This window comes from Amycolatopsis sp. NBC_00348 (assembly GCF_036114655.1).
Taxonomy (GTDB): Bacteria; Actinomycetota; Actinomycetes; order Mycobacteriales; family Pseudonocardiaceae; genus Amycolatopsis.
Genome location: NZ_CP107994.1, coordinates 6,019,518 through 6,043,869, shown reverse-complemented (window position 1 = coordinate 6,043,869; position 24,352 = coordinate 6,019,518). Strand labels below are relative to the sequence as shown.

Here is a 24,352-nt window from a genome sequence, read left to right as displayed (position 1 = left end):
GGCTTCAGCGGCCGGTCCAGCGGGGTTCGCGGCCCGCCGACCAGGCCGCGTAGAACTCCTTGTGGTCCTTCGCCGTCATCAGCAGCGCCTGGGTCATCGCTTCCAGCTCGATCGCGCTGCCCAGGTCCATGTCCAGTTCGCGGGTCAGCAGCACCTTCGTCGTCGCGTACGCCAGCGCCGGGCCGTCCGCCAGGCGGCGGGCCAAAGCGGTGGCGGCGGCGGGCAGGTCCTCATCGGGAACCACCTGTGTGGCCAGGCCGATCTCGGCGGCGCGAGAAGAGGACACCTTGTCGCCCAGGATCAGCAGTTCCGTGGCGCGGCCCAGGCCCACCAAGCGCGGCAGGAGGTACGCCGAGCCCATGTCCGCGCCGGCCAAACCGACCTTCGTGAACAGGAACGCGAACTTGGCCGACTGCGCCAGCAGCCGGAAGTCGCTCGCCAGGGCGATCACCGAACCCGCGCCCGCCGCGACGCCGTTGACCGCCGCGATCACCGGCAGCGGGCACTCGCGCAGGGCCTTCACCACCGCGCCCGTCATGCGCGTGAACTCCAGCAGCTCCGCCGTCTCGAACTTCTGCAGCTCGCCGATGATCTCCTCGACGTCGCCGCCGGAGCAGAACCCGCGGCCGCGGCCGGTGATCACCAGCACCCGGACGTCCTCGTGCTGCGGCAGCTCGATGATCAGGTCACGCAGGTCGGCGTAGACGTCGAAGGTCAGCGCGTTCAGCTTCTCGGGCCGGTCGAGCGTCACCGTGGCGACGCCGTCGGCCACGGTGAACTCGAAGTGCTCCCACTCCTTCGTGAGGGGTGCGGTCGCGCGGAACGGGCTCATAGCTGGATTCCTCCGCCGTCGAGTACGAGGGTCTGGCCGTTGATCGCGGCGGCCTCGGGGGCCGCCAGGAAGGACACCGCGAACGCCACTTCGTCCGGTTCCAGCAGTCTGCCCAGCGGAGACGCCGCCGCCAAAGCAGCTTCCGCAGAGGAAGAATCGCGCCCGGTGCGCTCCTGGATCCGCGCCACCGACGTCGCCGTCATGTCGGTGCGGACGAACGCCGGGCACACCGCGTTCGCCGTGACGCCGGTGCCGGCCAGCTCCGCCGCGACCGCCCGCATCAGCCCGGCCGTCGCGTGCTTCGACGCCGTGTAGCCGGCCGTGTAGCGATAACCGACGTGCGAGGCGGTCGACGCGACCGTGACGATCCGGCCGCTGTCCCGTGAGCGCATCCCCGGCAGCACCGCGCGGGTGCACAGGAAAGCCCCTGTGGCGTTGACCTCGATCTGCTGCCGCCAATCGTCCAAAGTGGTCCGGGAAACCGGTGCGCTGGAAGAGATCCCGGCGTTGTTGATCAGCACGTCCACCGGGCCCGCCGCCGCGAAGTACTCCGAGACGGCGTTCTCGTCGGTGACGTCGCAGTCCGCGCGGCCGGGCGCCAGCACGGTGTCGCCCGCGGCGCGAAACCGCGACGCGATCGCCGCGCCGATGCCGCGGGTGCCGCCGGTGACCACGACCAGGCGGCTCACGGGCGGGCCGCCAGCGCGCGCCGGTCGAGCTTGCCGTTGGCGGTGCGGGGGAGTTCGGTCACGAAGACCACCTCACGAGGGTATTTGTGCTTGGCCAAATGTGCCTTGGCGTGGTCCTTCAGCTCGTCCGCGGCCACCGACGCGCCCGGCGCGAGCACGACGTACGCGCGCGGCAGCACCAGGCCGCCGGCCTCGTGCCCGACGACCGCGCAGTCCATCACCGCGGCGTGCCCGAGCAGGCAGTCCTCGATCTCGCCGGGCGCGACGAACACGCCGCCGACCTTGAGCAGCGCATCCGCGCGGCCGTGGTGCCGGAAGAACCCGCCGGATCGGCTGAACAGGTCACCAGACGTCAGCGTGTCGCCGTCGAACGTCTTCGCGGACTTCTCCGCGTCGCCGTAGTACTCCAGCGCGATCGTCGGCCCGGTGACCCGCAGCGGCCCGATTTCCCCGTCGGGCAACGGGTTCCCGAGTTCGTCGACGACCTGTGCGGTGTAGCCGGGCACCTCGGTGCCGAGCGTCCCGGCCTGAACCGAGCCGGGCCGGTTCGACAGGTAGATGTGGTACGCCTCGGACGATCCGATGCCGTCGACCACCGGCACGCCGAACGCCGCGTCCCACTTCCGGTGCAGCTCCGCGGGCAGCGCCTCACCCGCCGACGTCGTCATGCGCAGGCAGCTCAGGTCCTGCTCCGCCGCGGCCGGGTGCGCGATCATCGCGCTCATCATGGTCGGCACGTTCACCAGCACGGTCGGGCGGTAGCGCGCGATCAGCTCGAACATCAGGTCCGCCGTGCTGCGTTCGGGGAACGCGATCCCGGCCGCGCCGACGCCGAACGGGAACAGCGCCACCAGATCGCGCGCGTACCCGAAGAACAGCTTGGGCACGGCGAGAACCCGGTCGTCCTCACGCAATCCGAGCACCTGGACGGCGTACCGCTCGAAGCTCTCTTTCGCACTTCGCAACGGATGGACGCACGCCTTGGGCGCGCCGGTGCTGCCGGTGGTGAACTTCCAGATCCCGACGTCGTCCAGCGTGGTCGGCGCGGCTTCGAGTTCGTCGGACGCGGCGTCGAGCAGTGTCCGGAATGGACGTTCGCCCGGCCGTAACTCGCTCTCGGGAACCCCGGTGACCAGCAGGTTCCGTGCGCTCGCCTCACGCAACGCGGGCAGCGTAACGGCGTCCGCGATCACCGCGACGGCCTCGGTGTACCCCAGGTAGTACGCGTAGTCCTTGGGCTGCAGGAACGGGTAGACCTCGGCGGTGACCGCGCCGATCTTCTGGGCGCCGTACCAGGTGGCGACGAACTCCTCGCCGTCGCTCAGGGCCAGCAGCACCCGCTGTCCACTTCGGACACCGGCATCGCGCAGCACGTTCCCGGCGCGGTTGACCAGCTTCGCCAGCGACGCGTAACCGACCTCCCGCGAGCCGACGAACAACGCGGTCCGGTCCGTTGACGCGTGCCGGTCGACGAAGTAGGACGCGAGGTTGAACGGCTCAGGCACGGGCCAGCTCCCGGATCGCTTCCACCAGCAGGTCGGTCAGGACCGAGAAGGTCTCTTCGCCCTCTTCCGCCGTCGCCTCGGCGGGCTTGCCGCAGTAGGCGTCGGCCATCCCCATTTCGACGAAGCCGCCATCGGACGGCGCCGAGGCCAGGCTGACCGGGACGTGCGGCAGCTCCCGCATGACGGCTTGGTCGACCAGCTCGGGCCGGTCGGCCAGCACCAGCGACGTCTCGTACCGTCCGGCATGGCACTCACCCGACCGGAACTCCTCGGTGAGGCGCTGCGCGTGCCGCCGCCGCACCAGGTCCAGCAGCGCGACGTGCCCGGCGTAGGCGAAGTTGAGCGTCTCCACCGCACGCCGCAGCGTGACCAGGTGCGCGGGCTCGAAGTGGTTGTTGACCAGCAGGATCCGCGGCAGGCGCTGGCCGATCAGCGCGGCACCGACGTCCACCAGCAGCGCGTGCAGCGTCTCCTCGCCGACGTGGATGCCGCCGGCGAACCCGGCCGCGAACCGCGTCACGCCGTACGGGATCTCGGGGAGGATCAGCACCCGGACGTCGTCGTCGGCGGCCAGCCGGGCGGCCGCGCGCTCGCACATGCCGCGCGAGATCAGCGGGTCCGTGCCTAATGGCGCGTGCGGGCCGTGCGGCTCGACCGCGCCCAGCGGGAGCAGCAGCACCGGGACGCGCTCGTCCGAGGCCAGCGCGCCGACCTGCCGCGAGCTGAGGTCCGCGAAGTACGTCACGCAAATCAAGCTACACCGCAGCGGCCTGAGGTGTATAGAGTTGCGCCCGTGCCCGTCGACGCCTTCGAAGCCAGCCCCCAGGAGCTGGTCGTGACGTTGCTGGGCAGCTACGTCCACCCGCGCGAGACGCGCCGGGTGTGGTCGGGCGGCCTGGTCGCGGTGCTCGCCGAGCTGGGCTTTTCCGACGGCGCGGCCCGGATCGCGCTCACCCGCCTGGTGCGCCGCGGCCTGCTCACGCGCCACCGCGAAGGCCGCACGGTGCACTACTCGCTGACCCGCCGCACGGTCGCCCTGCTCGCCGACGGCGACCACCGGATCTTCTCCCTCGGCCGCCGCGAGCGCGCCGCGGGCGAGTGGACGGTGCTGTGGCAGAGCATCCCCGAGACCCGCCGCCAGGCCCGCGAACGGCTGGTGCGGCGGCTGCGGTTCCTCGGCTTCGGGCCGTACGCGGACGGCACCTGGATCGCCCCGCACGACCGCGAGGCCGAGGTGCTCGCGCTGCTCGGCGAGCTGGACGTCACCGAGCACGCCGGGCTGCTGCTCGGCCGGCCGTCGGCCGCGCTCGACGTCCGCCGGTTCGCCGGCCGGGCCTGGGACCTCGACGAGCTGGCCGCGCGCTACACGGCGTTCGTCGAGCAGTTCGGCGGTTGCCGCGGCGAGGAGCTGACCGACAAAACCGCGTTCGACGTCCGCACGCGGCTGGTGCACACCTTCCGCGCGTTCCCGTCGCTCGACCCGGAACTGCCCGCCGACCTGGTGCCCGCACCGGATCACCGGGCGGCCGCGGTCGAGTTGTTCCACGATCTGTACACCGCGCTGGCCCCCGCGGCCCAGCGCCACTTCGACGAGGTGACCAACGGATGACCGACATCGACGCCAAGACCCAGGAAGCGCTGAGCTACACCTCGTACCTGGCGCTGGACGAGGTGCTGGGTGCCCAGCGGCCGCGTTCCGAGGAGCACGACGAGCTGCTGTTCATCGTGATCCACCAGGTGTACGAGCTGTGGTTCAAGCAGATGCTGCACGAAGCGACGTACCTGCAGGAGTGCCTCGAAGCGGGCACGACCGCGCACGCGATCCGCACCGTGCGGCGGATCCTGTCGATCCTCAAGGTCGCCGTCGCGCAGATCGACGTCCTCGAGACCATGACACCCAGTCAATTCACCAGCTTCCGCACCCGGCTGGACGCCTCCAGCGGCTTCCAGTCGGCCCAGTTCCGGGAGCTGGAAGCGGTGCTCGGGCGCCGCGACGAGCGCGTCTTCGCGCACTACCCCGAAGGCGGCGAGCAGCGGAAGGGCATCGCCGACGCGATGGCGCGGCCGTCGTTGTTCGACTCTTTCCTCGCGTACCTCAAGGCTTCTGGCTACCCGGTCGAGTGTGATCGAGACGTCACTCGACCGGTGGAGCCCTCCCCGGCCCTGCAGGCGATATTGCTGGACATGTACCGCGACGACGGCGGCCCGTCGGTCGTCGCCGAATGTCTGGTGGATCTCGATGAAGGGATGCAGGAGTGGCGCTACCGGCACGTGAAGATGGTCGAACGCACCATCGGCGACAAGACCGGGACAGGGGGCTCGTCCGGCGCGACTTACCTGCGTACCACGCTCTTCCAGCCGATGTTCCCGGATCTCTGGGCAGTACGGAGCCGATTGTGACCTCGCTCGACGACATCCGCGCGGACTCGAACGCCCTGGCCGCGCACTACACGCGGTTCTCGGTGCGGGAACGCCTCCTGCTCTCCGGGCACTCGCACCAGGCCTGGCCCGACGTCGCCGAAGAAGGGCTCCTCGAGTCCTTCGCCGACGCCGCCCGGGACGTCGACCTGAAGTGGGAGCGGGCCTTCGCGAAGGCCGACGAGCTGCGCGCGGGCTTCCGCCTGCTGCTCGGCGACCCGCACGGCGAGTACGCGCTCGGCGCGAGCACCCACGACCTGGTGCTGCGGTTCCTGTCCGCGATGGAGCTGCCCCGAAGACCACGGCTGGTCACCACCGAAGGCGAGTTCCACACGCTGCGCCGTCAGCTCGCGCGCCTCGAAGAGGAGGGCGTCGAGGTCGTGCGCGTGCCGGTCGAACCGGTGACGACGCTGGCCGAGCGCGTCGCCGCCGAGGTCGACGACCACACGGCCGCGGTGCTCGTGTCGGCCGTGCTCTTCGAGACGTCCCGGCTGGTCCCGGGCCTCGCGCACCTCGCCGACGTCTGCCGCGACCGCTCGATCGAGCTGGTCGTCGACGCCTACCACGCGCTCGGCGTGGTGCCGTTCCCGCTGCACGACCTGGGCCTGACCAACGCCTGGGTGCTCGGCGGCGGGTACAAGTACCTGCAGCTGGGCGAGGGCAACTGCTTCCTGCGGCTGCCCGCGCACGCCCAGGAGCTGCGGCCGGTGATCACCGGCTGGTACGCCGAGTTCGGCGCGCTCGCCGACGAACGGCGGCCCGGTGGCGTCGCCTACGCCATGGGCGGCGACCGGTTCGCCGGCGCCACCTACGACCCGGCGAGCCACTACCGCGGCGCCCGCGTCCAGCGGTTCTTCGCCGAGCAGGGCCTCACACCGGCGTTCCTGCGCGAGGTGTCGCAACACCAGGTGGGCCTGCTCGCCGACGCCTTCGACAAGCTCGCGCTGCCCGAGGGCGTCGTCACCCGCGACCGCGAGACGCCGCTCGGCCTGCTCGGCGGCTTCCTCTCGCTGCGGTGCGCCGACGCCGGTGCGCTGCAGGCCGCGCTGGCCGCGCAGGGCGTCCGCACCGACAGCCGCGGGCCGTACCTGCGCTTCGGCCCGGCGCCGTACCTCTCCGACACGCAGCTGGAGACGGCGATGGGCACGCTCGGCGCGGTGATCAGGGGCTGAGTTACCGGTCCGTATCGCGGGACCTGTACTGGTCCGGCGAGCGGCGGCGATCTAGGTTGGTGCCGGGAACCCGTGGGCGGACGACCTCCGCGTTCGGTCCCGTCAACCATCGAAGCGCGTCCCGGCCACGAACCGGACGCGGGAGACAAAGGAGTCACCACCGTGACCGAAGGAGTGTTCGCCCGGAGCTCCGGGCACGAACAGGTCGTGTACTGCCACGACGAAGCCAGTGGCCTGAAGGCCATCATCGGCATCTACTCCACGGCGCTCGGTCCCGCACTGGGCGGGACGCGCTTCCACACCTACGCCACCGAAGCCGACGCGCTCGACGACGTGCTCGCGCTGTCGAAGGGCATGGCGTACAAGAACGCGCTGGCCGGGCTCGACCTCGGCGGCGGCAAGGCCGTCATCCTCGGCGACCCGAAGACGCTCAAGTCCGAAGCGCTGCTGCGCGCGTACGGGCGCTTCGTGCAGTCCCTGGGCGGCCGCTACATCACCGCTTGCGACGTGGGCACGTACGTGCACGACATGGACGTCGTGGCGCGCGAGTCCCGGTTCGTCACCGGCCGTTCGCCCGAGGACGGCGGCGCCGGCGACTCGTCCGTGCTGACCGCGTTCGGCGTCTTCCAAGGCATGCGGGCCTCGGCCGAGCACCTCTGGGGCAGCCCGGACCTGGCCGGCAAGCGCGTCGGCGTGGCCGGCGTCGGCAAGGTCGGGCACATCCTCGTCGGGCACCTGGTCGAGGCCGGGGCGCAGGTGACGATCACCGACGTCTACGCGCCGGCGATCGAACGCACTCTTTCGCTGTACCCGGACGTCAAGGCGGTGTCCGATGTGGACACCCTGCTGCGCGCCGAGCTGGACGTCTTCGCGCCGTGCGCGCTCGGCGGCGTGCTGAACGACGACACCGTGCCGGTGCTGGGCGCGCGCATCGTGTGCGGCGCGGCCAACAACCAGCTCGCGCACGCGGGCGTCGACAAGCAGCTCGCCGACCGCGGCGTGCTGTACGCGCCGGACTACCTGGTCAACGCCGGCGGCGTGATCCAGGTCGACGACGAGCGCCACGGGTTCGACTTCGCGCGCGCCAAGCGCAAGACCACGGCGATCTTCGACACGACGAAGGCCGTGTTCGCGCTGGCCGACGCCGACGGCGTCCCCCCGGCGACGGCGGCCGACCGGCTCGCCGAGCGGCGGATGGCGGAGGTCGGCCGGCTGCGGTCCATCATGACCGTGTGAGTCTTTCTTCTCTGTTCGAAGCGGTGGGCGTGCGGGGTTTCCTGCACGTCCGCCGGCTCGGTTCTCCCGCTTGTGTGGGTGTCGACGCCGACGCGCCGGTCGTCCTGGCGTCGGTGGTGAAGGTGGCGCTGGCGTTCGAGTTCGCCCGCCAGGTCGAGGCGGGCCTGCTCGACCCGACGGACCGCGTGCGCGCCACGGCCGCGGACCGCCTCGGCGGCAGCGGCTCGGCCGGCTTCGCCGACGACGTCGAGTACAGCCTGCGCGATGCGGCCCAGCTGGCCCTGTCGGTGTCCGACAACACGGCCGCGGACCTGCTGTTCGACCGCGTCGGCGTGGAGAACGTCCGGTCACTGCTGGCCGAGCTGGGCCTGACCCGCACGACGATCATCGGCGCCCCGCGCGACCTGCTGCGCACGATCATCGAGGACACGTCGGCGGGCGTTCCGCTGCGAGCCCTGGATCCGCTACGCACCACGGCAAGCACCCCACGCGAGATGACCGACCTGCTGTCGGCGATCTGGAGCGACGAAGTCGCCGGCGCGCAGGTCCGCGAGTGGCTTTCGGCGCAGGTCAGCTGGCACCGCCTGACCGCGGGCTTCCCGCCCGACGTCGCGGTGGCGGCCAAGACGGGCACGATGCCGGGCATCCGCAACGAGATCGGCATCGCGACGTACCCGGACGGAGTGTCGTACGCGATCGCGGTGTTCACGGTGGGCGGAGCGGAAACGTTGCGCCGCCCGGACATCGACCGAGCCATCGGCAACGCGGCCCGAGCGGCGGTGGAGCAGCTGCGGTCGTGAGTGGTTAGGGCGGTTAGAACCGCCCTAAACACTCACGACGTGGTGGGGGCCGCCCGAGCCGGTCAGCCGCGGTCGTGAGTGTTCAGGGCGGACCTGCTTTGGTGACCAGCCGGTTCCGGCTGGCGGTCTGTGGTTGCCGAGGCGTTGCGGCTGGGGTCGTGAGTGTTTAGGAGGGTTCTAACCTTCCTAAACACTCACGACCGGTACCGGTGTGGCGCGTGTGACTTCTGGTGCGGGGGCCTGGGGCGGCTGGTGCCGGGCCTGCTCGACGCGGACAGCTGCCGGGCGGCTGTTGTCCACAGCCTCGTCGTGATGTGGACAACCCGGCTGCCCAGCGGCTTTCCGAGCGGTCTCGTCGGGGGACGCCGATAGGTTGGACAGGGGCGCCTGCCCCAGGGATGGGCGGGGTTCCCGGCGAAGTCGCCGTGCCGCCCGGTCGGCTCACGGTTCCAGGGCTGGATGAGGCGTGGCCCGCAGCCCGGCCGAGATCCCAGCGTCTGGATGACTGTTCAAGACCTCCGAGGTTCCGCATGGGTCATCCGAGACAGCGTCCCCGCCGGCTGAGTGCTGCCGGCAACGCGGCCCGGGCCGCGGTCGATCAACTGCGCTCGTGAGTGTTTAGGGCGGTTAGAACCGCCCTAAACACTCACGACGTGGGAGCCGGTCAGCCGCGGTCGTAGAAGACGTCCCACGGGCGGGCGCCGCTCGGGTCCGGGGGCACGATCCGTGAAACCCCGTCGTCCCGCAGCACCCCCGCCGCGATCTCCGCGAGCGTCGCCGCTTGGGGGTGCGGGCTCGACGACGGCCAGGCGAACGCCATCCGCGCGTCCAGCTGCTCCCGCAGCGGCCGCCAGACCACCCGTGGTTCCTTACGGGGGCTCGGTTCGAACGCGACGCCGTGCCCGGCCAGGACCAGGCCCAGCGCGAACTCCGGGTTGCGCGCGTGCCGCACCGCCGCCGGGCGGAAGCCGTGTTCCCAGCACGTGCGCAGCAGTGCGTCGTAACTGCCCGGCGCCGCCGCGCGTGGGGCGTGCACCAGACCCTCGCCCGCCAGGTCGGCCAGGGCCAACGACGAAGCGCGGGCCAGCGGCGAGTCGCGGGGGAGGAGCACGCCCAGGGGCGTGTCGATCGCGGGGCCGAGGTCGAGCCCGACGACGTCGACCGGCAGCTGCAGCAGCCCCGCGTCGAGTTCGCGGTCGGCCAGCAGCCGGGTCTGTTCGGCGGTGGTCAGCTCCTGCAGGTCGAGGCGGATGCCGGGGCACCGCTCGGCGAACGCCGTGAGGATCGCGGCCAGCACCCGGCCCGGCAGCTCCGGCGGCACGCCCGCGCGCAGGGCGTCCAGCTCGCCGCGCTCGGCCTTCGCGACCAGCGACGTCATCCGCTCCCAGCGCGCGAGGAGGTCCCGGGCCTCGGTCCGCAGCACCTCGCCGGCCTCGGTCAGCGTGACGCGGCGGCCGCGGTCGAACAGCTTCGCACCCAGCTCGGCTTCGAGCCGTTTGATCCGCTGGCTCAACGGCGGCTGCGCGATGCCGAGCCGGTCGGCGGCGTGCCCGAAGTGCAGTTCCTCGGCGACGACGAGGAAGTACCGCAGCGAACGGAGGTGGTCCACGCTGCGATGATAGCTGTTTACATATCGACATGCCGACGGATCGATCTTGGACAGTGGCGCCGGACCCGTGATCGGGTGGCGGCCATGAACACAGGACTCAGCAGACGCGGGCTGTTCGGCGCGGGCGCGGCGGCGGCCACGATCCTCGCCGGGGTATCGACGGCTTCGGCCGCCACCAGGAGGACGTCGCGGATGACGTTGCGGTGGTGGGGGAACAACAGCTGGGAGATCCGCGTGCCGGGTTCGACCGGCACGAAGACGATCCTCATCGACCCGTGGCTGACCCGGTTCAAGACCGGGACGTACACCCCGCAAGGCGCGGACCCGAAGACGCCGCTGTCGGTGAACGAGGCGCTGATCGACGGCTACCTCGACCGCGGCGAGCTGCGCGCGGACCACATCCTCGTCACCCACGGCCACTACGACCACCTCACCGACGTCCCCTACCTGGCCAAACGCACCGGCGCGACGGTCTTCGGCACCGAAACCCATTTGAGTCTCATGGCCGCCCTCGGCGCCCCGGAGGACCAGCTCGCGATCGCGCACGGCGGTGAGGACCTGACCTTCGACGGCTACTCGATCCGGATCTTCCGGTCCCTGCACTCGGCGACGGGCGACCGGGCGCGGGTGCCGTTCCCCGGCTCGCGCCCGCTGTCGCGGCGTGACAAGCCCAAGGTCATCGAGGACCTCTACGAGGGCGGCACGCTGGCCTACCAGGTGACCGGCGGCGGCGCGAGCGTCCTGGACTTCGGCGGCTCGAACTACGTCGAGTCCGAGCTGGCCGGCGTGCGCCCGGACGTCGTCCTGGTCCCGGCGGGCGGCGCGAAGGTGACGCAGTACGTGCCCCGCCTGCTGCGCACCTTGGGCCACCCGCGCTACGTGGCCCCCACGCACTGGGACGACTTCGACCTCCCGCTGGGCCAGGCGAAGGACCCCAACGGCGGGCTGGAGGTCCTGCGCGCGGCGGTGACGGCGGCGAGCCCGGGGAGCGCGTTCGTGGTGCTGGACCACCTGGGCTCGTTCACGCCCTGAGCTACTCCCCGAAGACGTGCCTGCGCAGGTACGGACTGCGGAAGGCACCCCGCGGGTCGAGTTCCCCGGCCAGCGCCCTGAACCGCGGCAGCTCCGGGTAGCGCTCGGCGGCCCACCCGTCGCCGTGGAACACCTTCCCCCAGTGCGGCCGGGCGCCGAAGGGGGCCAGCCGCTCCTGGATCAGCGGCAGCAGCGCCGCGACCGCGTCCGGCTTCGGCTGCCAGGTGAAGTGGATGCCGACGCGGTCCCCGCCGTGGCACGGGCTCAGCCACAGGTCGTCGCCGGCGACCGTGCGGATCTCGGACACGTGCAGGGCCGTGGCCAGCTGCTCGCCGAGCGCGCGGATCTCGGTCAGCGCGGCGACGGCGTCCGCGCGGGGCACGAAGAACTCGGACTGCAGCTCTTCGCCGATGCTGGGCACGGAGTCCAGCCGGAAGTGCGGCAGCCGGTGGTGCCAGGGCCCCGGCACGCCCCAGTCGGTGAAGTTCGCGCCCGGCGGCGAAGCCATCCGCGTCCCGCCGTGGAACTCACTCAGCTCGGGCACGGTCGCGGCGACACGGCGTTTGAGCAGGACCAGGCCCGCGATGTCGCCGACCCAGGGGGTGAACAGGCTCACGCTGTAGCCGGCGGCCTGCAGCTCGTCGAAGCCGTCGAGCACCGAGGACCGCGGGATCGCCACGAACCCGTCCTGCTGCACCGAGAACGACGGCACGAGGTCGAGGGTCACCCGCGTGACGACGCCGAGCGCGCCGAGGTTGACCACCAGGCCGGGGAAGATCTCCGGGTCCTGCGAGCGGGTGTAGCGGCGCAGCGTGCCGTCGGCGGTGACCAAGTCGAGGCCGGACACCGCCGCCGAGAGGTTGCGGACCCGCTCGCCGGACCCGTGGGTGGCGGTGGCGACGCTGCCGGCGACCGTGCAGTGCGGCAGCGACGCGAGGTTCTCCAGGGCGAACCCGGCTTCGTCGACGGCCTCGACGAGGTCGCCGTACCGGGTCGCCGCGCCGACGGTGACCGTGGCCGCGGCGGTGTCGACGACCGTGGGGACGTCGAGGCCGGCCAGGTCGACCAGGACACCGCCGGGGAAGTCGGCGACGTCGTTGAAGGAGTGCCGGGTGCCCAGCGCCTTGACCTTCGGCGCGTCCGCCACCAGCTTCCGGAGCTCGTCGACACTCGACGGCCGGGCGATCCGGTCCGCGGCGAAGTGGTGGTTGCCCGCCCAGTTCTTCATCTCCGCACGGTATCGGGGCCGCGTGCGGGGCGGTGCCGCTCGGAGCGAAGACACGGGAAACCCCTGAACACGCCGAAGGCCCCCACCGCGAGCGGTGGGGGCCTTCGGCGGGCAGATCTCAGCCGCTCTTGCGCCGGAACGTGCGCTTGTTCGCCGCCGGGCCGTGGGCGTGCTGGTTCTTGCCGCCACCGCTCTCGTTCGACGCACCGGAGCGCGCGTGCGCCTGCTTGCGCTCGAGCGCCTCGCGGAACTTGCGCTTGACGTCGTCCTCCTCCTCGCCGCTGGGCGAGGGATTCGGTTCACTCATGCTTACCTCCGGAACTGACGACGTGTGACCACTCCAGCCTGGCAGTGGCCGGAGCGAATGGCGAGTCGATTAGGTCACGCCGTCACCGTTTGGGCGTCGGTACTCCGCCGAACTGCACCGACTTGCGGGTCAGGGGACGGCCGCAATGGTCGCACAGGAGCATCGGCCGCAGCCGGTTGCCGCATTCGACGTGGTTCAGCGTGATGTCGGGCTCCTGGCCGGTGACCTCGAACCCACGCGACCACTCGGCGATGAACGCCAGTGCCGGGAAGAACGCCAGGCCCTTCGCCGTCATCCGGTAGTCACGCGCGTCCGTGCGCGTGGCCGCCGTGCCCGTGCGCAGCACGCCGACCTCGACGAGCTTGCTCAGCCGGGCCGAGAGCACGCTCGGCCCGATGCCCAGCTCGCGTTCGAACTCCGAGAAGTGCCGCGCGCCGAGCAGCGCCGACACCAGCAGCCCGGTCGACCAGCGGTCGCCGAGCAGTTCCATCGTGTCCGGGAAGAACATCAGCGGGTCGCCGGCCAGGCCTTCGGCGTCCTTGCGGCGGAAGCGCTTGGACGCCGTCGCGGCGGCGACGCCGGTGCTGTCGAGGCGTTCGGCGCGGACGTCGCGCGCGTCCACCCGGCGGCCGCAGGCGCCGCACCCGAGGGGCGCTGATGTAGTCAGCTCGCAGTCGAGGTGGATCAGCGTCGGCAGCACCTCGCGGCGGCCGTCGACCCACTCGCGCTCCCAGGCCCAGATGGAGATCAGCAGCGGCCACAGCTCGAGGCCGCGCTCGGTGAGCCGGTACTCGTGCCGGGTCCGGCGGGCGTCCCGGTACGGCACGCGCGTGAGCAGGCCCGCTTCCACCATGTCGCGCAGGCGCCCGGAAAGCGCGGTCGGCGAGATGCCGAGGCGCAGGCGCAGCTCTTCGTACCGCCGGAAGCGCAGGAAGAGGCTCTGCAGGATCAGCAGCGTCCACTGGTCACCGACCAGTTCGAGTGCCCTGCGGAGCGGATCCCCCGCGGGCCGCACGCGCTGTGCAGTCGCTTCAGTCACGAATCCCCCTTGTTACATCGGCGCCCAGCGTACACCTGGCTACAGGAAAAGAAGCCTATTGACACCTGGCTACACAAATCATAGTCTCGTCTCCATCAGCCAGCGCGGTGAGCCCGAGAACCAGGGAGAAGCCCGATGACCAGCACCTCCGAACAGCCGCTCATGGTGGCCCGGACGGCGGACGGCGACGAGGCCAACCCCTACCTCCTGGGCGTCTACGCCCCGGTCGGCACCGAGATCGACGCGGAAGACCTGCAGGTCATCGGCGAGATCCCGAAGGACCTCAACGGCGTCTACCTGCGCAACGGCCCCAACCCGCGGTTCGCCCCGGAAGGCCGCTACCACTGGTTCGACGGCGACGGCATGATCCACGCCGTCCACCTGGAGAACGGCAAGGCCCGCTACCGCAACCGCTGGGTCCGCACCAAGGCCTTCGAAGCCGAGTCCGAAGCCGGCAAGGGCCTCTGGACCGGCGTCATGGAGAACCCGAAGGGCAACCCGTTCGGCAACGGCCACGGCCTGGGGCTGAAGGACAACGCCAACACCGACGTCGTCTTCCACCGCGGCCGCGTCCTCGCCACCTGGTACCTGTGCGGCTCGCCGTACGGCGTCGACCCGCTCTCCCTGGAGACGCTGGGCGCCGAGGACTTCCTCGGCACGCTGGTCGGCGACATGATGGCCCACCCCAAGGTGGACGAGGCCACCGGCGAGCTGTTCTGGTTCGACTACGGCCCGCGCCCGCCCTACCTGCGCTACGGCGTGATCAGCGCGGACGGCCAGGTCGTCAAGACCACCGAGATCGAGCTGCCCGGCCCGCGGCTGCCGCACGACATGGCCATCACCGAGCACTACGCGGTGCTGATGGACCTGCCGCTGGTCCAGGACCTCCAGGCCGCGAAGCAGGGCCGCCACAAGCTGCACTTCGACCGCTCGATGCCGAGCCGGTTCGGGGTCATGCCACGCTACGGGGAAGGTAGCCAGATCCGCTGGTTCGAAGCCAGTCCGTGCTACATCTACCACGTCGTCAACGCCTGGGAAGAGGGCGACGAAGTCGTCCTCGACGTCTGCCGCGTCCAGAAGCCGCAACCGCGGGCCGACGCGCACACGCCGCTGGCGAAGATGCTGTCCTACCTGCGGCTCGACGCCCAGCTGCACCGCTACCGGTTCGACCTGCGGACCGGCGCGTGCACGGAGACGCCGCTCGACGACGCCAACACCGAGTTCCCGACCGTCGACGCCCGGGGCGTCGGCGCGCGGAACCGGTACTCCTACACGGTGCACATCTCGCCCGAGTCGACGCTGAAGTTCGACGGGCTCGTGCGCTACGACAATCTTGCCGGCTCCAAGACCGAATACCGGTTCGGTCCCGGTCGGTGGGGCAGTGAGGCGCCCTTCGCACCCCGCGATGGCGCATCCGTCGACTCGGCGGACGGTTATCTGGTGACGTTCGTGCAGGACGAGCGTGAGGGACGCTCGGAACTGGACATCTTCGACGCCGCCGATCTCGCTGCCGGACCCGTGGCCAGGGTCCTGCTACCCCAGCGGGTGCCACTCGGATTCCACGCGACGTGGGTCCGGGCGGACCAGCTGGACAGCCTCCGCGCATGAGGTGCCATCGAGAGGGTCGTGCCCGGGATCTCCGGGCACGGGGATGGTGGGGTGCGGAGACGATCGACCGGCTCGTGAAGGAGCGGGTCAGTGCCGACCCGGAGGGTCTCGCGCTGGTCGATCCACCGAACACCACCGCACTGGTCGGACGCGACCCGGTGCGGTGGACCTGGAACCGGCTCGACGAACGTGTCGACGTCCTGGCCGCGTTCCTGCTCGCCAGAGGGGTGCTAGCAGGAGACGTCGTGGCCGTGCAGCTGCCGAACTGCTCGGCCCTGGTCCAGGCGTTCCTCGCGATCGTGCGGATCGGCGCGATCGTCACCCCGTTCCCGGTGTCCTACCGGGAGCACGAGATGGGCCCGATGTGCCGGCGCACCGGGGCCGTCGGGGTGATCACCGCATCCAGATACGGCGAGCACGAGCTCGCCGGGGCGGCCCTTGGGCTGGGCGTTGCGGCGCCGTCGGTCCGGTTCGTCGTCGCCCGGGGGGACGACGAACCGGCCGGCGCGCTGGCCTGGCCCGAAGAACTACTGTCCACGGTGGACAAGTCCGCTTTGGACGAACACCTGTCCACACTGGACACCGACGTCAACGACTGCGTGACGATCTGCTGGACGTCCGGTACCGAAGCCGAGCCCAAGGCGGTCCCGCGCTGTCACGGCGACTGGCTCGCCACCGCGGGCGGCTGCGCGCAGGCCGCCGGCCTCACGAGCGACGACGTCCTGCTGTCGCCGTTCCCGATGACGAACATGGCCGGCATCGGCGGGATGTTCCTGCCGTGGCTGCAGACCGGCGCGGTGTTCGTGCCGCACCACCCGTTCGACCTGCCCGTGTTCCTCGGCCAGCTCGCGGCCGAGCGCGTCACGTACACGCTCGCGCCGCCCGCGTTGCTGACCATGTTGCTGCACAACGAGAAGATCCTGTCCGGAGTGGACGTCTCGGCGCTGCGGCAGATCGGCTCCGGCTCGGCGCCGCTCTCGCCGTGGCTGGTCCGCACCTGGGCCGAGCGGCACGGGATCGACATCATCAACTTCTTCGGTTCCAACGAGGGCACCGCGCTGCTGTCCGGCCCGATCGACCTGCCGGACCCGGACCAGCGCGCGAGCTTCTTCCCGAACTACGCCGCCGACGTCACCTGGTCGACCCCGGTCGCCGGCTGGACGTCGGTGCGGCTGCACGACCCGGTGAGCGGCGAGCACGTGACCGAACCCGGGCAGCCCGGCGTGCTGCACATCGCCGGGCCGACGGTGTTCGCCGGGTACCTGACGCGGCTGGGGGAGCCGCTCGACACGTCGGCCTTCGACGACGACGGGCACTTCCGCACCGGCGACGTCTTCGAGATCGCCGGTGAGCGCGGCGAGTTCCTGCGCTACGTCGACCGCGCGAAGGACCTGGTCATCCGGGGTGGCATGAACATCTCGCCCGCCGAGGTCGAGGGCCTGCTGGCCGGGCACCCGGACGTCGCGGACGTCGGCGTCGTCGGCGTGCCCGACGAGGTGATGGGCGAACGCGTCTGCGCGGTCGTGGTGCCGGGGGAGCGCAAGCCGTCGCTCGAAGACCTGGTGGCCTACCTGCGCGAGCGGAAGGTCGCCGCGTTCAAGCTGCCGGAACGCCTGGAGTACGCGGAGGCCTTGCCCCGCAACCCGGTGGGGAAGATCCTGAAACGGCAGCTGCGGGAGAGTCTGGAGTGAGGCCATGACGGTGTTCGTGCTGGGCGGGGCGCAGACCGACTTCGCGCGCAACTTCGCGAAGGAGGGGCGCGGGATCTTCGAGATGTTCGCCGAGGTCGTGCCCGCGGCGCTCGCCGACGCCGGTGTGTCGGCGGCGGACGTCGGCGTCGCGCACGTCGGCAACCTCGCCGCGGAGCTGTTCACCGGGCAGGCGCAGCTCGGCGGCCTGCTGGTGGCGGCCGTCCCGGAGCTGGACGGCGTGCCCAGCACCCGGCACGAAGCCGCGTGCGCGTCGGGCAGCACGGCGGTGCTCGCCGCCTGCGCCGACCTCGAGTCCGGCCGGTACGACCTCGCGCTCGTCGTCGGCGTCGAGCTGATGCGCAACACCGACGGGCAGCGCGCGGCCGAGTACCTCGGGTCCGCCGCGTGGGTCGGGCACGAAGCCGTCGCCGCGAAGTTCCCGTGGCCGGCGCTGTTCGCCGACGTCGCCACCGCCTACGACGCGCGTTACGGCCTCGACCCGGCGCACCTCGGGCAGTTCGCCGAGCACGCTTTCGCTCGTGCGGCAAGGAATCCGCTCGCACAGGCCCGCGACTGGCAGTTCCCGGCCGGCGCGTTCGGCGCCGACGACGAGCTGAACCCGGTGATCGAGGGCAGCCTGCGCAAGCAGGACTGCGGCCGGATCACCGACGGCGCCGCGGCGGTCCTGCTGGCCTCGCCGGCGTTCGCCCAGCGCCTCGGCGGTGACTTCCCGCGCATCGCCGGGTTCGGCCACCGCACCGCGCACATCGGGCTCACCGAGAAGCTGGCGACTGGCGGCGAGTACCTGTTCCCGCAGCTGCGCGGCGCCGTCGTCGACGCCTACCGGCGCGCGGACGTGCCCGGGCCGGACGCGCTCGACGTCATCGAGCTGCACGACTGCTTCACGATCACCGGGCTCGTCGCGCTGGAGCACCTCGGCGTCGCCCCGCCGGGTGACGGCGGCCGGTTCATCGCCGACGGCGGCCTCGACACGGCCGGGATCAACCCGAGCGGCGGCCTGCTCGGGCTCGGCCACCCGGTCGGCGCCACCGGCGTCCGCATGCTGCACGACGCCGCGCGCCAGGTGACCGGCACCGCGGGCGAGACCCAGGTCGACGGCGCGCGGACGGCGTTGACGCTCAACGTCGGCGGGTCGTTCACCACGGTCGTCACGACCATCGTGACGCGATGACGGCGTCGGTGCTGCTGACCGTGCGGACACCGCGCGGCAAGGCGTCCCCGCGTGGCGGGTTGGCCTCGGTGCCACCGTTGTCGCTGGTCACTTCGCTGTTGGACGCGCTGGTCGCGCGCGGCCTCGATCCCGCGGCGGTCGATCAGGTGATCCTGGGGTGCGCGTCGCAGACCGGCGAGCAGGGCGCGAACCTGGCGCGGACGGCGGTGCTGGCGGCGGACTGGCCGGTGTCGGTGGCCGGGATGACGGTCAACCGGTTCTGCTCGTCCGGTTTGGACGCGGTCGCCTTGGGGGCCGCGCTGATCCGCGCGGGCGAGGCGGAAGTCGTGGTGGCGGGCGGGGTCGAGTCCGTCTCGCGCGTCCCGATGTTCACCGACGGCGGTCCACTGTGGACCGAAGAGCGGTTCGGCGCGGGCAACATGGGCATCGCGGCCGACCTGGTGGCCGCCGACGAAGGCTTCACACGCCCGGAACTGGACGCCTACGGACTCCGGACGCAGCAGCTCGCCGCCACGGCCTGGAAAGACGGCCGGTACGACGAGTCGCTCGTCCCGGTCGCCGGGCTGGCGCACGACGAGCACGTCCGGCCTTCGACGTCCGCTGAGGCTCTGGCCGAGCTGCCGTCGTCGTTCGGCGGGCTGCACACGCGCGGGACGTCGCCCTCGCTGGCCGACGGCGCCGGGCTGGTGCTGCTGGCTTCGCCCGAGGCGGCTGCGCGGCTGGGACTGGCGCCGCGGGCGAACGTCCTGGGTTCGGTGACCGCGGGCAGCGACCCGATCCGGATGCTGCTGTCGGGGCAGCTGGCCGTGTCGCGGCTGCTGGACCGGCACGGCGTGCGTCCGTCCGAAGTGGACGTCGTCGAGTTCGCCGAGGCGTTCGCCGCGCTGTGCCTGAAGATCCGGCGCGATCTCGGCTTCGGCGACGACGTCTTCAACGTCAACGGCGGCACCATCGCGATGGGGCACGCGTTCGGGGCCACGGGGGCGATCCTGCTGGCCGGCTGCGTCGACGAGCTGACCCGCCGCGGCGGGCGTTACGGTGTCACGGCGGTCAGCGGCGCCGCGGGATCGGGGACGGCGGTACTCGTGGAGCGTGCGGCGTGAGGCTTTCGGTGTCGTTGGGGTTGTGGCAGGACCGCCCGCCGGAAGAGGCCCTGGAGACGGCGCGCGCGGCGGAGGCCGCCGGGTACCCGGAACTCTGGATCGGCGAGATGGCGACGTGGGACGCGTTCGCCCTGGGCACGGCGATCGGCGCGTCGACGTCGCTTTCCCTGACTTTCGGGCCGCTGGCCGTGACGGTCCGGGACCCGGCGACGATCGCGATGGGCGTCGCGTCGGTCGCGGCCCTGACCGGCCGCGAGACCGGCGTCGCGCTCGGGACGTCCAGTGACGTCGTGGTCCGCGGCTGGCACGGCCGGTCCCGCGACCACGCGGCGACGGCCCTGGAGGAGTCCGCGGTGGCCGTCCGCCAGCTCCTCGCCGGCGCCAAGTCCACTGTGGACGGCTCGGTCGTCGGCTCGCGGGGTTACCGGCTGCGGCTGCCCGCACCGAAGTCGCCGTTGACGATCGCGGCGTTCGGCCCGCGCGCGCTGGACGTCGCGGCCCGGCACGCCGACCGGATGGTGGTCAACCTGGTCAGTCCGGCGGCCGCGGCAGCCCTGGTCCAAGGTCTGCACGCGGCTGCGTCGCGGGCCGGGACCACGCCGCCGCCGGTGGCCGCGTGGGTCGTCGGGGCGCTGGAGCCGTCGCCGGCCGCGCTCGAGCAGCTGCGCCGGGGCGTCGTCGGCTACCTGGCGGCGCCGGGTTACGCGGACATGTTCCGCGCGGAGGGCTTCGGCGACCTGGTCGACTTCGCGCGCACCCGCCCGCACCCGCGCGAGCTGCTCGCGGCGGTCCCGGTGGAAGCGATCGCGGCGGTCGGCCTGCTCGGCTCCCGCGACGACATCGCGCGCAAGATCGCCGACTTCGCCGCGGCGGGTGTCGACGAGCTGGCGATCGTGCCCGCGACCAGCGACGAGGACCCCGGCGGGGCCCGGACTCTCGCCGCGTGTCGAATCGGCGTGAGCTCGTTCGACGTAGAGGTATGACAGAGCCGACGAAGACCAAGAACCTCGACCGGTACGGATCCGCCGCGCTCGCGTGGAGCCGGGCCCGCGACATCCTCGTCGCCGACACCCCCACGGCCGACCTGACGTTCTTCGTGGGAACGGTGCGCCCCGACGGCCGGCCGCACTCCGCCGGCGTCGGCGCGGTGTGGGTCGACGACGCGCTGTACTTCAAGGCGGGCCCGGGCACCCGCCGGGCCCGGAACCTGGCGGCGAACCCGGCGTGCACCGTATCGGTGCGGCTGCGCGGCATGGACCTCACCCTGGAGGGCGAGGCCGACCAGGTCACCGACCCGGCCGTCGTGGAGCGAGTGGCGGCGGTCTACCGCGAGGGCGGCTGGCCGGCCACCGCGGACGGCGCCGCGCTGACCGCGCCGTACAGCGCCCCGAGCGCCGGACCCGCGCCCTGGCCCCTGTACCGCCTCTCCCTGCACCGCGCGATAGGCCTGGCCTCAGCCGAACCCCACGGCGCAACCCGCTGGGACTTCACAACCTGACCCATGCCCGCCACCCCCAGCGCCCCCACCACCGAGCCCACCCGCCCCGACCCACGTCCGACCGCCTGGGTCCGCGACCCGACTCCCTGGGTGCGCGACCCGACCCTCCAGGTACGCGTGTCGACCTCCCAATCACGCGTGTCGACCTCTGAATCACGCGTGTCGACGCTCCCGTCACAGCGCTCCGGCCTTCGCACCACCACCCGCGGGCGCCGGTTCGACGAATTCGAGTGCTCAGAAGGTCAACTCGCGTGATCGAGGAGTCAACTCACGTGATTGCGCGGTCGACTCGCGTGTTTGGAGAGTCGACACACGTACCTGGAAAGTCGGCTCGCGTACCCGGAGGGTCGGCACGCGTGCCTGGGGAGTCGGGTTGTGTGCCTAGAGGGTCGGTTCGTGTGAGTGGAGGGTCAGCTTGCGTGATCGGGGGGTCGACACGGCCCGGCGGGGAACGGCGACCAGTGCGGGCCGGCGCTCGGCCACGCCCCCCGGGCGGCGGGGTGCCGGGACCCGCACTGGTGTCCGGGCGAGCAAGGCCGAAAGCCGGCCGGTGGCGAGCGACGAGGCCAGGACCAGCGCGGCTACAGCCGAGGCGGCGTCGAAGGTCAGCTCGCCGTAGTGGCCCAGTGCGAACCCGGCGTCGAGCGCCCAGGCGACCACCGACACCCCGGACGCCGCCACGAGGGTCGTCCGGTGGGCCGTCGCCAGCACCACCAGGCCCAGCGTGACCAGCGCGTACCACGGGCTCGGCCCGGCCAGGTGCGCCGCGATCACCGCCGCCACCGCGGCCACGCACCCGAACGGGAACCCGAAACCACCAGTCATGCCCGAAGTCCACCCGACCACGACAGCCGCAAGCGGACTCAGGACGCGATCCCTACGCCCGCGCCCCCGGTTCTTGACGCGCTATTGACCCGTCACGCGCCCGATCGCGTCGGCGACCTCCGGCCAGACCGCGCGCGGCAGGTTGTGGCCCATGCCCGGGATGACCAGCAGTTCCGCGCCCGGGATCGCCGCCGCCGTCGCCTTGCCGCCGCTCACGTCGATCAGCGGGTCGGCGTCGCCGTGGACGACCAGCGCCGGCAGCTCGACGGAGTGCAGCCCGGACGTCCGGTCGCCCGACGCCATCACCGCCGCCGCGTGCCGCAGCGTGCCCTCCGGGTGGCGGGCGCGGTCGAAGTGCATCGTGGCCTTGGCCAGCAGGAACGCCTCGTCGTCCGGGTAACCGGGGGAGCCGAGCCGCCGGTAGCCCTCGACGCTGTCGGCCAGCGCCTGCTCGCGCGTGGTGGCCGGCGGCCGCGTCAGCACCGCCAGCGCCCACGGCTCGGCCTGCCCGACCGCCGGATCGCCCGTGGTCGACATGATCGACGTGACGCTCAGCAGCCGGTCCGGGTGGTCGATCGCCAGCTGCTGCACGATCATCCCGCCCATCGACGCGCCCACGACGTGCGCTTTCGCGATGCCGAGCGCGTCGAACAGCCCGACGGCGTCGTCGGCCAGGTCGGCCAGCAGGTACGGCGCGCTCGACCGGTCGCCGGCGAAGAGCGCGCCCAGGTCCGGTGGCGGCAGCTCGTCGAAGTACGTCGAGAGCCCGACGTCCCGGTTGTCGTAGCGCACCACGAAGAACCCGCGGCTCGCGAGCAGTTCGCAGAAACCGTCGTCCCAGGTGATCATCTGGGCACCGAGGCCCATCACCAGGACCAGGGGCGGAGCGGCCGGATCGCCGAAGGTGCCGTACTCGAGTTCGAGACCGTTGGCCTGTGCGCGTGCCATGCCCCGATCTTGCCCCAGACTCGCGGCGCTGGCACCGGCCCGGTCCGTGCGGATACCGTATCGCCCCATGCCGACCTCATCCTCGGGCACCGGAGCACGTCCCCGGTCGCGAGCCGCAGCGGGACTGCCGGCGATCACGGCCGAACGGGTCGTCAGCGCGGCCACTCAGCTGACCTCCGACGTCGGTCTCGACAACTGGACGCTGCGGCAGCTCGCCCGCGCCGTCGACGCCTACCCGGCGGTGATCTACCACCACGTCGGCGACCGGGACGCGGTGGTCAACGCCGTGGTCGACCGGGTCGTCGGGCTGCTGGAGCTGCCGGACCCGGACCTGCCGTGGCAGGTGTGGTTCACCGAGCTGCTCGCCGGGCTGCGCTCGGTGCTGCGGACCTACCCGGGCTGCGCGCGGCGCCTCGCGCTGTTCGGCCCGTCGGTCGACGCGGCCACCCTCAGCATCGACGCCGGGGTCGGGGTGCTGCTGACCGCCGGTTTCGGCAGCGAGAGCGCGCTCGCCTACAACCTGATGGTGATGACGGCCTGCCAGTTCGTCGCCATGGAGGACGACCGCGAGGGCGCGCTGGCGCTGCGGATCGAGAACACCGAGGCGTACGCGACCTATCGCGAGCGCTCCGACCTGCCCGGCATGGCCGAGCTGGGCTCGGCGATGCACGACCTGATGGGCGATCCCGACCTGGCGGCGAACTATTACGCGCAGCTCTACGACTACGCCGTCCAGCGGTGCCTCGACGGGCTCGCCCACCGCCTCGAAGAGCTGCGTGACCAGGGCTCCACCGGGTTGACAGCGACTTGACAGTGCTCCGGCGTACCGTGAGCGTGCGTCGGTGGTTCGTCCATCGACCCGAAGCTCCCGGCGCCCTCCTCCCCCTCGTGGCGCCGGGGGCTTCGGTCTGTTCGAGGCACTAGGCCAGGTCGCCCTGCCGCGGCGCCGGCGGCGCTTGCTGGATGGCCGGGAAGATCTCGCCGACCAGCGTGACCAGCGACTTCGACAGCAGCAGGTGCACCTGCTCCCGGGTCAGCGAACCGCGCACCAGCCACTCCCGCCCGGCCGACTTCACCATCCCGCCGAACGCGCGCACGAGCGCGTTCAGCTCGCGACCGTGCTCGCTCTCGCTGGACAGGCCGACGGCTTCGAGCACGCGATCGGCCGACTCCCGGTCGGCCTCTTCGAGGATGCGCTCCACTTCGAGGTCCCGGCCGATGCCTTCGGGCGCGATCGCGGCCAGCCACATCCGCTCCTGGCTGGTGACCATGTCGAGGAACCAGTCGATCGCGACGTCGGCCCGCAGTTCGAGCGGGCCTTCGGGCAGGATCTCGATGGCCAGCCGCGGCACGGTCAGCGCGCGGCGGATGATTTCCAGGTACAGCTCGCGTTTGGTGCCGAAGTAGTGGTTGATGAGCCCGCGCGCCACGCCCGCCGCGGCCGCGATGTCCGAAGTGGACACTTCCGAGTAGGGGCGGTCACCGAACAGCCGCGCCGCGCAAGCGAAGATCTGTTCCTTCCGTTCGTCCGGTTCCAGTCTTCGCCATCGCGGCGCCGGCTCGGTGTTCATGCGGCCTATCGTCGCATGGCCCGTTGCGCCAGGCAGTTCAATCTCCCGC

Annotated in this window: 24 protein-coding genes; 13 read left to right on the top strand and 11 right to left on the bottom strand. The window is 71.8% G+C overall.

What is annotated here, in order from left to right; genetic code table 11:
- Positions 1-4 precede the first annotated feature (4 nt).
- The 4 genes from OHS58_RS26020 to OHS58_RS26005 are packed head-to-tail and all read right to left on the bottom strand — an operon-like array spanning position 5 to position 3,771.
- Complete coding sequence (locus OHS58_RS26020; protein ID WP_326943565.1) at positions 5-832, bottom strand: enoyl-CoA hydratase family protein; 828 nt, start codon at positions 830-832, stop codon at positions 5-7.
- Entirely contained in the window at positions 829-1,521 is a 693-nt protein-coding gene (locus OHS58_RS26015) for an SDR family NAD(P)-dependent oxidoreductase (RefSeq protein WP_328644299.1), read from the bottom strand. The genes OHS58_RS26020 and OHS58_RS26015 overlap by 4 nt, the downstream gene beginning before the upstream one ends.
- On the bottom strand, positions 1,518-3,026 hold the full coding sequence (locus OHS58_RS26010) for a benzoate-CoA ligase family protein (protein WP_328644298.1): 1,509 nt from the start codon (positions 3,024-3,026) through the stop codon (positions 1,518-1,520). The genes OHS58_RS26015 and OHS58_RS26010 overlap by 4 nt, the downstream gene beginning before the upstream one ends.
- Positions 3,019-3,771 carry a creatininase family protein gene (locus tag OHS58_RS26005; RefSeq protein WP_328644297.1) on the bottom strand — a complete coding sequence of 251 codons (753 nt, stop codon included), beginning with the start codon at positions 3,769-3,771 and terminating at the stop codon, positions 3,019-3,021. The genes OHS58_RS26010 and OHS58_RS26005 overlap by 8 nt, the downstream gene beginning before the upstream one ends.
- A 48-nt stretch (positions 3,772-3,819) precedes the next feature.
- Here OHS58_RS26005 and OHS58_RS26000 point away from each other — a divergent pair, with 48 nt between their 5' ends.
- From OHS58_RS26000 to OHS58_RS25980, 5 genes are all read left to right on the top strand, one after another.
- Entirely contained in the window at positions 3,820-4,635 is an 816-nt protein-coding gene (locus OHS58_RS26000; RefSeq protein ID WP_326943561.1) for a PaaX family transcriptional regulator, read from the top strand.
- Positions 4,632-5,426: a tryptophan 2,3-dioxygenase gene (locus OHS58_RS25995; RefSeq protein WP_326943560.1), complete on the top strand. Its 795-nt coding sequence runs from the start codon at positions 4,632-4,634 to the stop codon at positions 5,424-5,426. The genes OHS58_RS26000 and OHS58_RS25995 overlap by 4 nt, the downstream gene beginning before the upstream one ends.
- A complete protein-coding gene (locus tag OHS58_RS25990) occupies positions 5,423-6,616 on the top strand; it encodes a kynureninase (RefSeq protein WP_328644296.1) in 1,194 nt (397 codons plus the stop codon). The genes OHS58_RS25995 and OHS58_RS25990 overlap by 4 nt, the downstream gene beginning before the upstream one ends.
- A 162-nt stretch (positions 6,617-6,778) precedes the next feature.
- On the top strand, positions 6,779-7,852 hold the full coding sequence (locus tag OHS58_RS25985; RefSeq protein WP_328644295.1) for a Glu/Leu/Phe/Val dehydrogenase dimerization domain-containing protein: 1,074 nt from the start codon (positions 6,779-6,781) through the stop codon (positions 7,850-7,852).
- Complete coding sequence (locus OHS58_RS25980) at positions 7,849-8,652, top strand: serine hydrolase (RefSeq protein WP_328644294.1); 804 nt, start codon at positions 7,849-7,851, stop codon at positions 8,650-8,652. The genes OHS58_RS25985 and OHS58_RS25980 overlap by 4 nt, the downstream gene beginning before the upstream one ends.
- A gap of 664 nt (positions 8,653-9,316) precedes the next feature.
- Here OHS58_RS25980 and OHS58_RS25975 read toward each other — a convergent pair.
- Positions 9,317-10,261, bottom strand: a complete 945-nt coding sequence (locus OHS58_RS25975) for a LysR substrate-binding domain-containing protein (RefSeq protein ID WP_328644293.1) — start codon at positions 10,259-10,261, stop codon at positions 9,317-9,319.
- An 84-nt stretch (positions 10,262-10,345) separates the two neighbouring features.
- Between OHS58_RS25975 and OHS58_RS25970 the strand changes: the two genes are divergently transcribed.
- Positions 10,346-11,293: an MBL fold metallo-hydrolase gene (locus OHS58_RS25970; protein WP_328644292.1), complete on the top strand. Its 948-nt coding sequence runs from the start codon at positions 10,346-10,348 to the stop codon at positions 11,291-11,293.
- Position 11,294: 1 nt separating this feature from the next.
- Here OHS58_RS25970 and OHS58_RS25965 read toward each other — a convergent pair whose 3' ends face one another.
- The 3 genes from OHS58_RS25965 to OHS58_RS25955 all read right to left on the bottom strand — a co-directional run bounded on the left by OHS58_RS25965 (position 11,295) and on the right by OHS58_RS25955 (position 13,867).
- Positions 11,295-12,521, bottom strand: a complete 1,227-nt coding sequence (locus OHS58_RS25965; RefSeq protein ID WP_328644291.1) for an FAD-binding protein — start codon at positions 12,519-12,521, stop codon at positions 11,295-11,297.
- A gap of 118 nt (positions 12,522-12,639) precedes the next feature.
- Positions 12,640-12,828 (bottom strand): DUF5302 domain-containing protein, encoded by a 189-nt coding sequence (locus tag OHS58_RS25960; RefSeq protein WP_247055714.1) that lies wholly within the window; start codon positions 12,826-12,828, stop codon positions 12,640-12,642.
- Between the two features lie 82 nt (positions 12,829-12,910).
- A complete protein-coding gene (locus tag OHS58_RS25955; protein WP_247055712.1) occupies positions 12,911-13,867 on the bottom strand; it encodes a winged helix-turn-helix transcriptional regulator in 957 nt (318 codons plus the stop codon).
- 135 nt (positions 13,868-14,002) lie between these two features.
- On the opposite strand from OHS58_RS25955, the gene OHS58_RS25950 reads away from it, so the two are divergent.
- From OHS58_RS25950 to OHS58_RS25925, 6 genes are all read left to right on the top strand, one after another.
- Positions 14,003-15,475, top strand: coding sequence for a carotenoid oxygenase family protein (locus OHS58_RS25950; protein ID WP_328644290.1), 1,473 nt, complete (start codon positions 14,003-14,005; stop codon positions 15,473-15,475).
- Positions 15,476-15,549: 74 nt separating this feature from the next.
- Entirely contained in the window at positions 15,550-17,166 is a 1,617-nt protein-coding gene (locus tag OHS58_RS25945) for a class I adenylate-forming enzyme family protein (RefSeq protein WP_442875469.1), read from the top strand.
- A gap of 4 nt (positions 17,167-17,170) precedes the next feature.
- The gene (locus OHS58_RS25940) at positions 17,171-18,358 is read left to right on the top strand and encodes an acetyl-CoA acetyltransferase (protein ID WP_328644288.1); all 1,188 of its coding nucleotides are present in this window, start codon (positions 17,171-17,173) and stop codon (positions 18,356-18,358) included.
- Positions 18,355-19,461, top strand: a complete 1,107-nt coding sequence (locus OHS58_RS25935) for a thiolase family protein (RefSeq protein ID WP_328644287.1) — start codon at positions 18,355-18,357, stop codon at positions 19,459-19,461. Before OHS58_RS25940 ends, OHS58_RS25935 begins: the two co-directional genes overlap by 4 nt.
- Positions 19,458-20,444: an LLM class F420-dependent oxidoreductase gene (locus OHS58_RS25930; protein WP_328644286.1), complete on the top strand. Its 987-nt coding sequence runs from the start codon at positions 19,458-19,460 to the stop codon at positions 20,442-20,444. The genes OHS58_RS25935 and OHS58_RS25930 overlap by 4 nt, the downstream gene beginning before the upstream one ends.
- Complete coding sequence (locus tag OHS58_RS25925) at positions 20,441-20,959, top strand: pyridoxamine 5'-phosphate oxidase family protein (RefSeq protein ID WP_328644285.1); 519 nt, start codon at positions 20,441-20,443, stop codon at positions 20,957-20,959. The genes OHS58_RS25930 and OHS58_RS25925 overlap by 4 nt, the downstream gene beginning before the upstream one ends.
- Positions 20,960-21,340: 381 nt before the next feature.
- Here OHS58_RS25925 and OHS58_RS25920 read toward each other — a convergent pair whose 3' ends face one another.
- Both OHS58_RS25920 and OHS58_RS25915 read right to left on the bottom strand, forming a co-directional pair.
- Positions 21,341-21,784 carry a hypothetical protein gene (locus OHS58_RS25920; RefSeq protein WP_328644284.1) on the bottom strand — a complete coding sequence of 148 codons (444 nt, stop codon included), beginning with the start codon at positions 21,782-21,784 and terminating at the stop codon, positions 21,341-21,343.
- An 81-nt stretch (positions 21,785-21,865) separates the two neighbouring features.
- Positions 21,866-22,732, bottom strand: coding sequence for an alpha/beta fold hydrolase (locus OHS58_RS25915; RefSeq protein ID WP_328644283.1), 867 nt, complete (start codon positions 22,730-22,732; stop codon positions 21,866-21,868).
- Between the two features lie 67 nt (positions 22,733-22,799).
- Here OHS58_RS25915 and OHS58_RS25910 point away from each other — a divergent pair, with 67 nt between their 5' ends.
- Positions 22,800-23,543, top strand: coding sequence for a TetR/AcrR family transcriptional regulator (locus OHS58_RS25910; RefSeq protein ID WP_326943544.1), 744 nt, complete (start codon positions 22,800-22,802; stop codon positions 23,541-23,543).
- Between the two features lie 109 nt (positions 23,544-23,652).
- On the opposite strand, the gene OHS58_RS25905 is transcribed toward OHS58_RS25910, so the two are convergent.
- Positions 23,653-24,303, bottom strand: a complete 651-nt coding sequence (locus OHS58_RS25905; RefSeq protein ID WP_247055695.1) for a TetR/AcrR family transcriptional regulator — start codon at positions 24,301-24,303, stop codon at positions 23,653-23,655.
- Positions 24,304-24,352 lie beyond the last annotated feature (49 nt).

What these genes read in the sequence shown, in the direction of transcription:
- OHS58_RS26020 (WP_326943565.1), bottom strand. Translation starts at nt 832, where the DNA reads ATGAGCCCGTTCCGCGCGACCGCACCCCTCACGAAGGAGTGGGAGCAC.
- OHS58_RS25995 (WP_326943560.1), top strand. Translation starts at nt 4,632, where the DNA reads ATGACCGACATCGACGCCAAGACCCAGGAAGCGCTGAGCTACACCTCG.
- OHS58_RS25970 (WP_328644292.1), top strand. Translation starts at nt 10,346, where the DNA reads ATGAACACAGGACTCAGCAGACGCGGGCTGTTCGGCGCGGGCGCGGCG.
- OHS58_RS25965 (WP_328644291.1), bottom strand. Translation starts at nt 12,521, where the DNA reads ATGAAGAACTGGGCGGGCAACCACCACTTCGCCGCGGACCGGATCGCC.
- OHS58_RS25960 (WP_247055714.1), bottom strand. Translation starts at nt 12,828, where the DNA reads ATGAGTGAACCGAATCCCTCGCCCAGCGGCGAGGAGGAGGACGACGTC.
- OHS58_RS25950 (WP_328644290.1), top strand. Translation starts at nt 14,003, where the DNA reads ATGACCAGCACCTCCGAACAGCCGCTCATGGTGGCCCGGACGGCGGAC.
- OHS58_RS25940 (WP_328644288.1), top strand. Translation starts at nt 17,171, where the DNA reads ATGACGGTGTTCGTGCTGGGCGGGGCGCAGACCGACTTCGCGCGCAAC.
- OHS58_RS25935 (WP_328644287.1), top strand. Translation starts at nt 18,355, where the DNA reads ATGACGGCGTCGGTGCTGCTGACCGTGCGGACACCGCGCGGCAAGGCG.
- OHS58_RS25925 (WP_328644285.1), top strand. Translation starts at nt 20,441, where the DNA reads ATGACAGAGCCGACGAAGACCAAGAACCTCGACCGGTACGGATCCGCC.
- OHS58_RS25920 (WP_328644284.1), bottom strand. Translation starts at nt 21,784, where the DNA reads ATGACTGGTGGTTTCGGGTTCCCGTTCGGGTGCGTGGCCGCGGTGGCG.
- OHS58_RS25915 (WP_328644283.1), bottom strand. Translation starts at nt 22,732, where the DNA reads ATGGCACGCGCACAGGCCAACGGTCTCGAACTCGAGTACGGCACCTTC.
- OHS58_RS25910 (WP_326943544.1), top strand. Translation starts at nt 22,800, where the DNA reads ATGCCGACCTCATCCTCGGGCACCGGAGCACGTCCCCGGTCGCGAGCC.
- OHS58_RS25905 (WP_247055695.1), bottom strand. Translation starts at nt 24,303, where the DNA reads ATGAACACCGAGCCGGCGCCGCGATGGCGAAGACTGGAACCGGACGAA.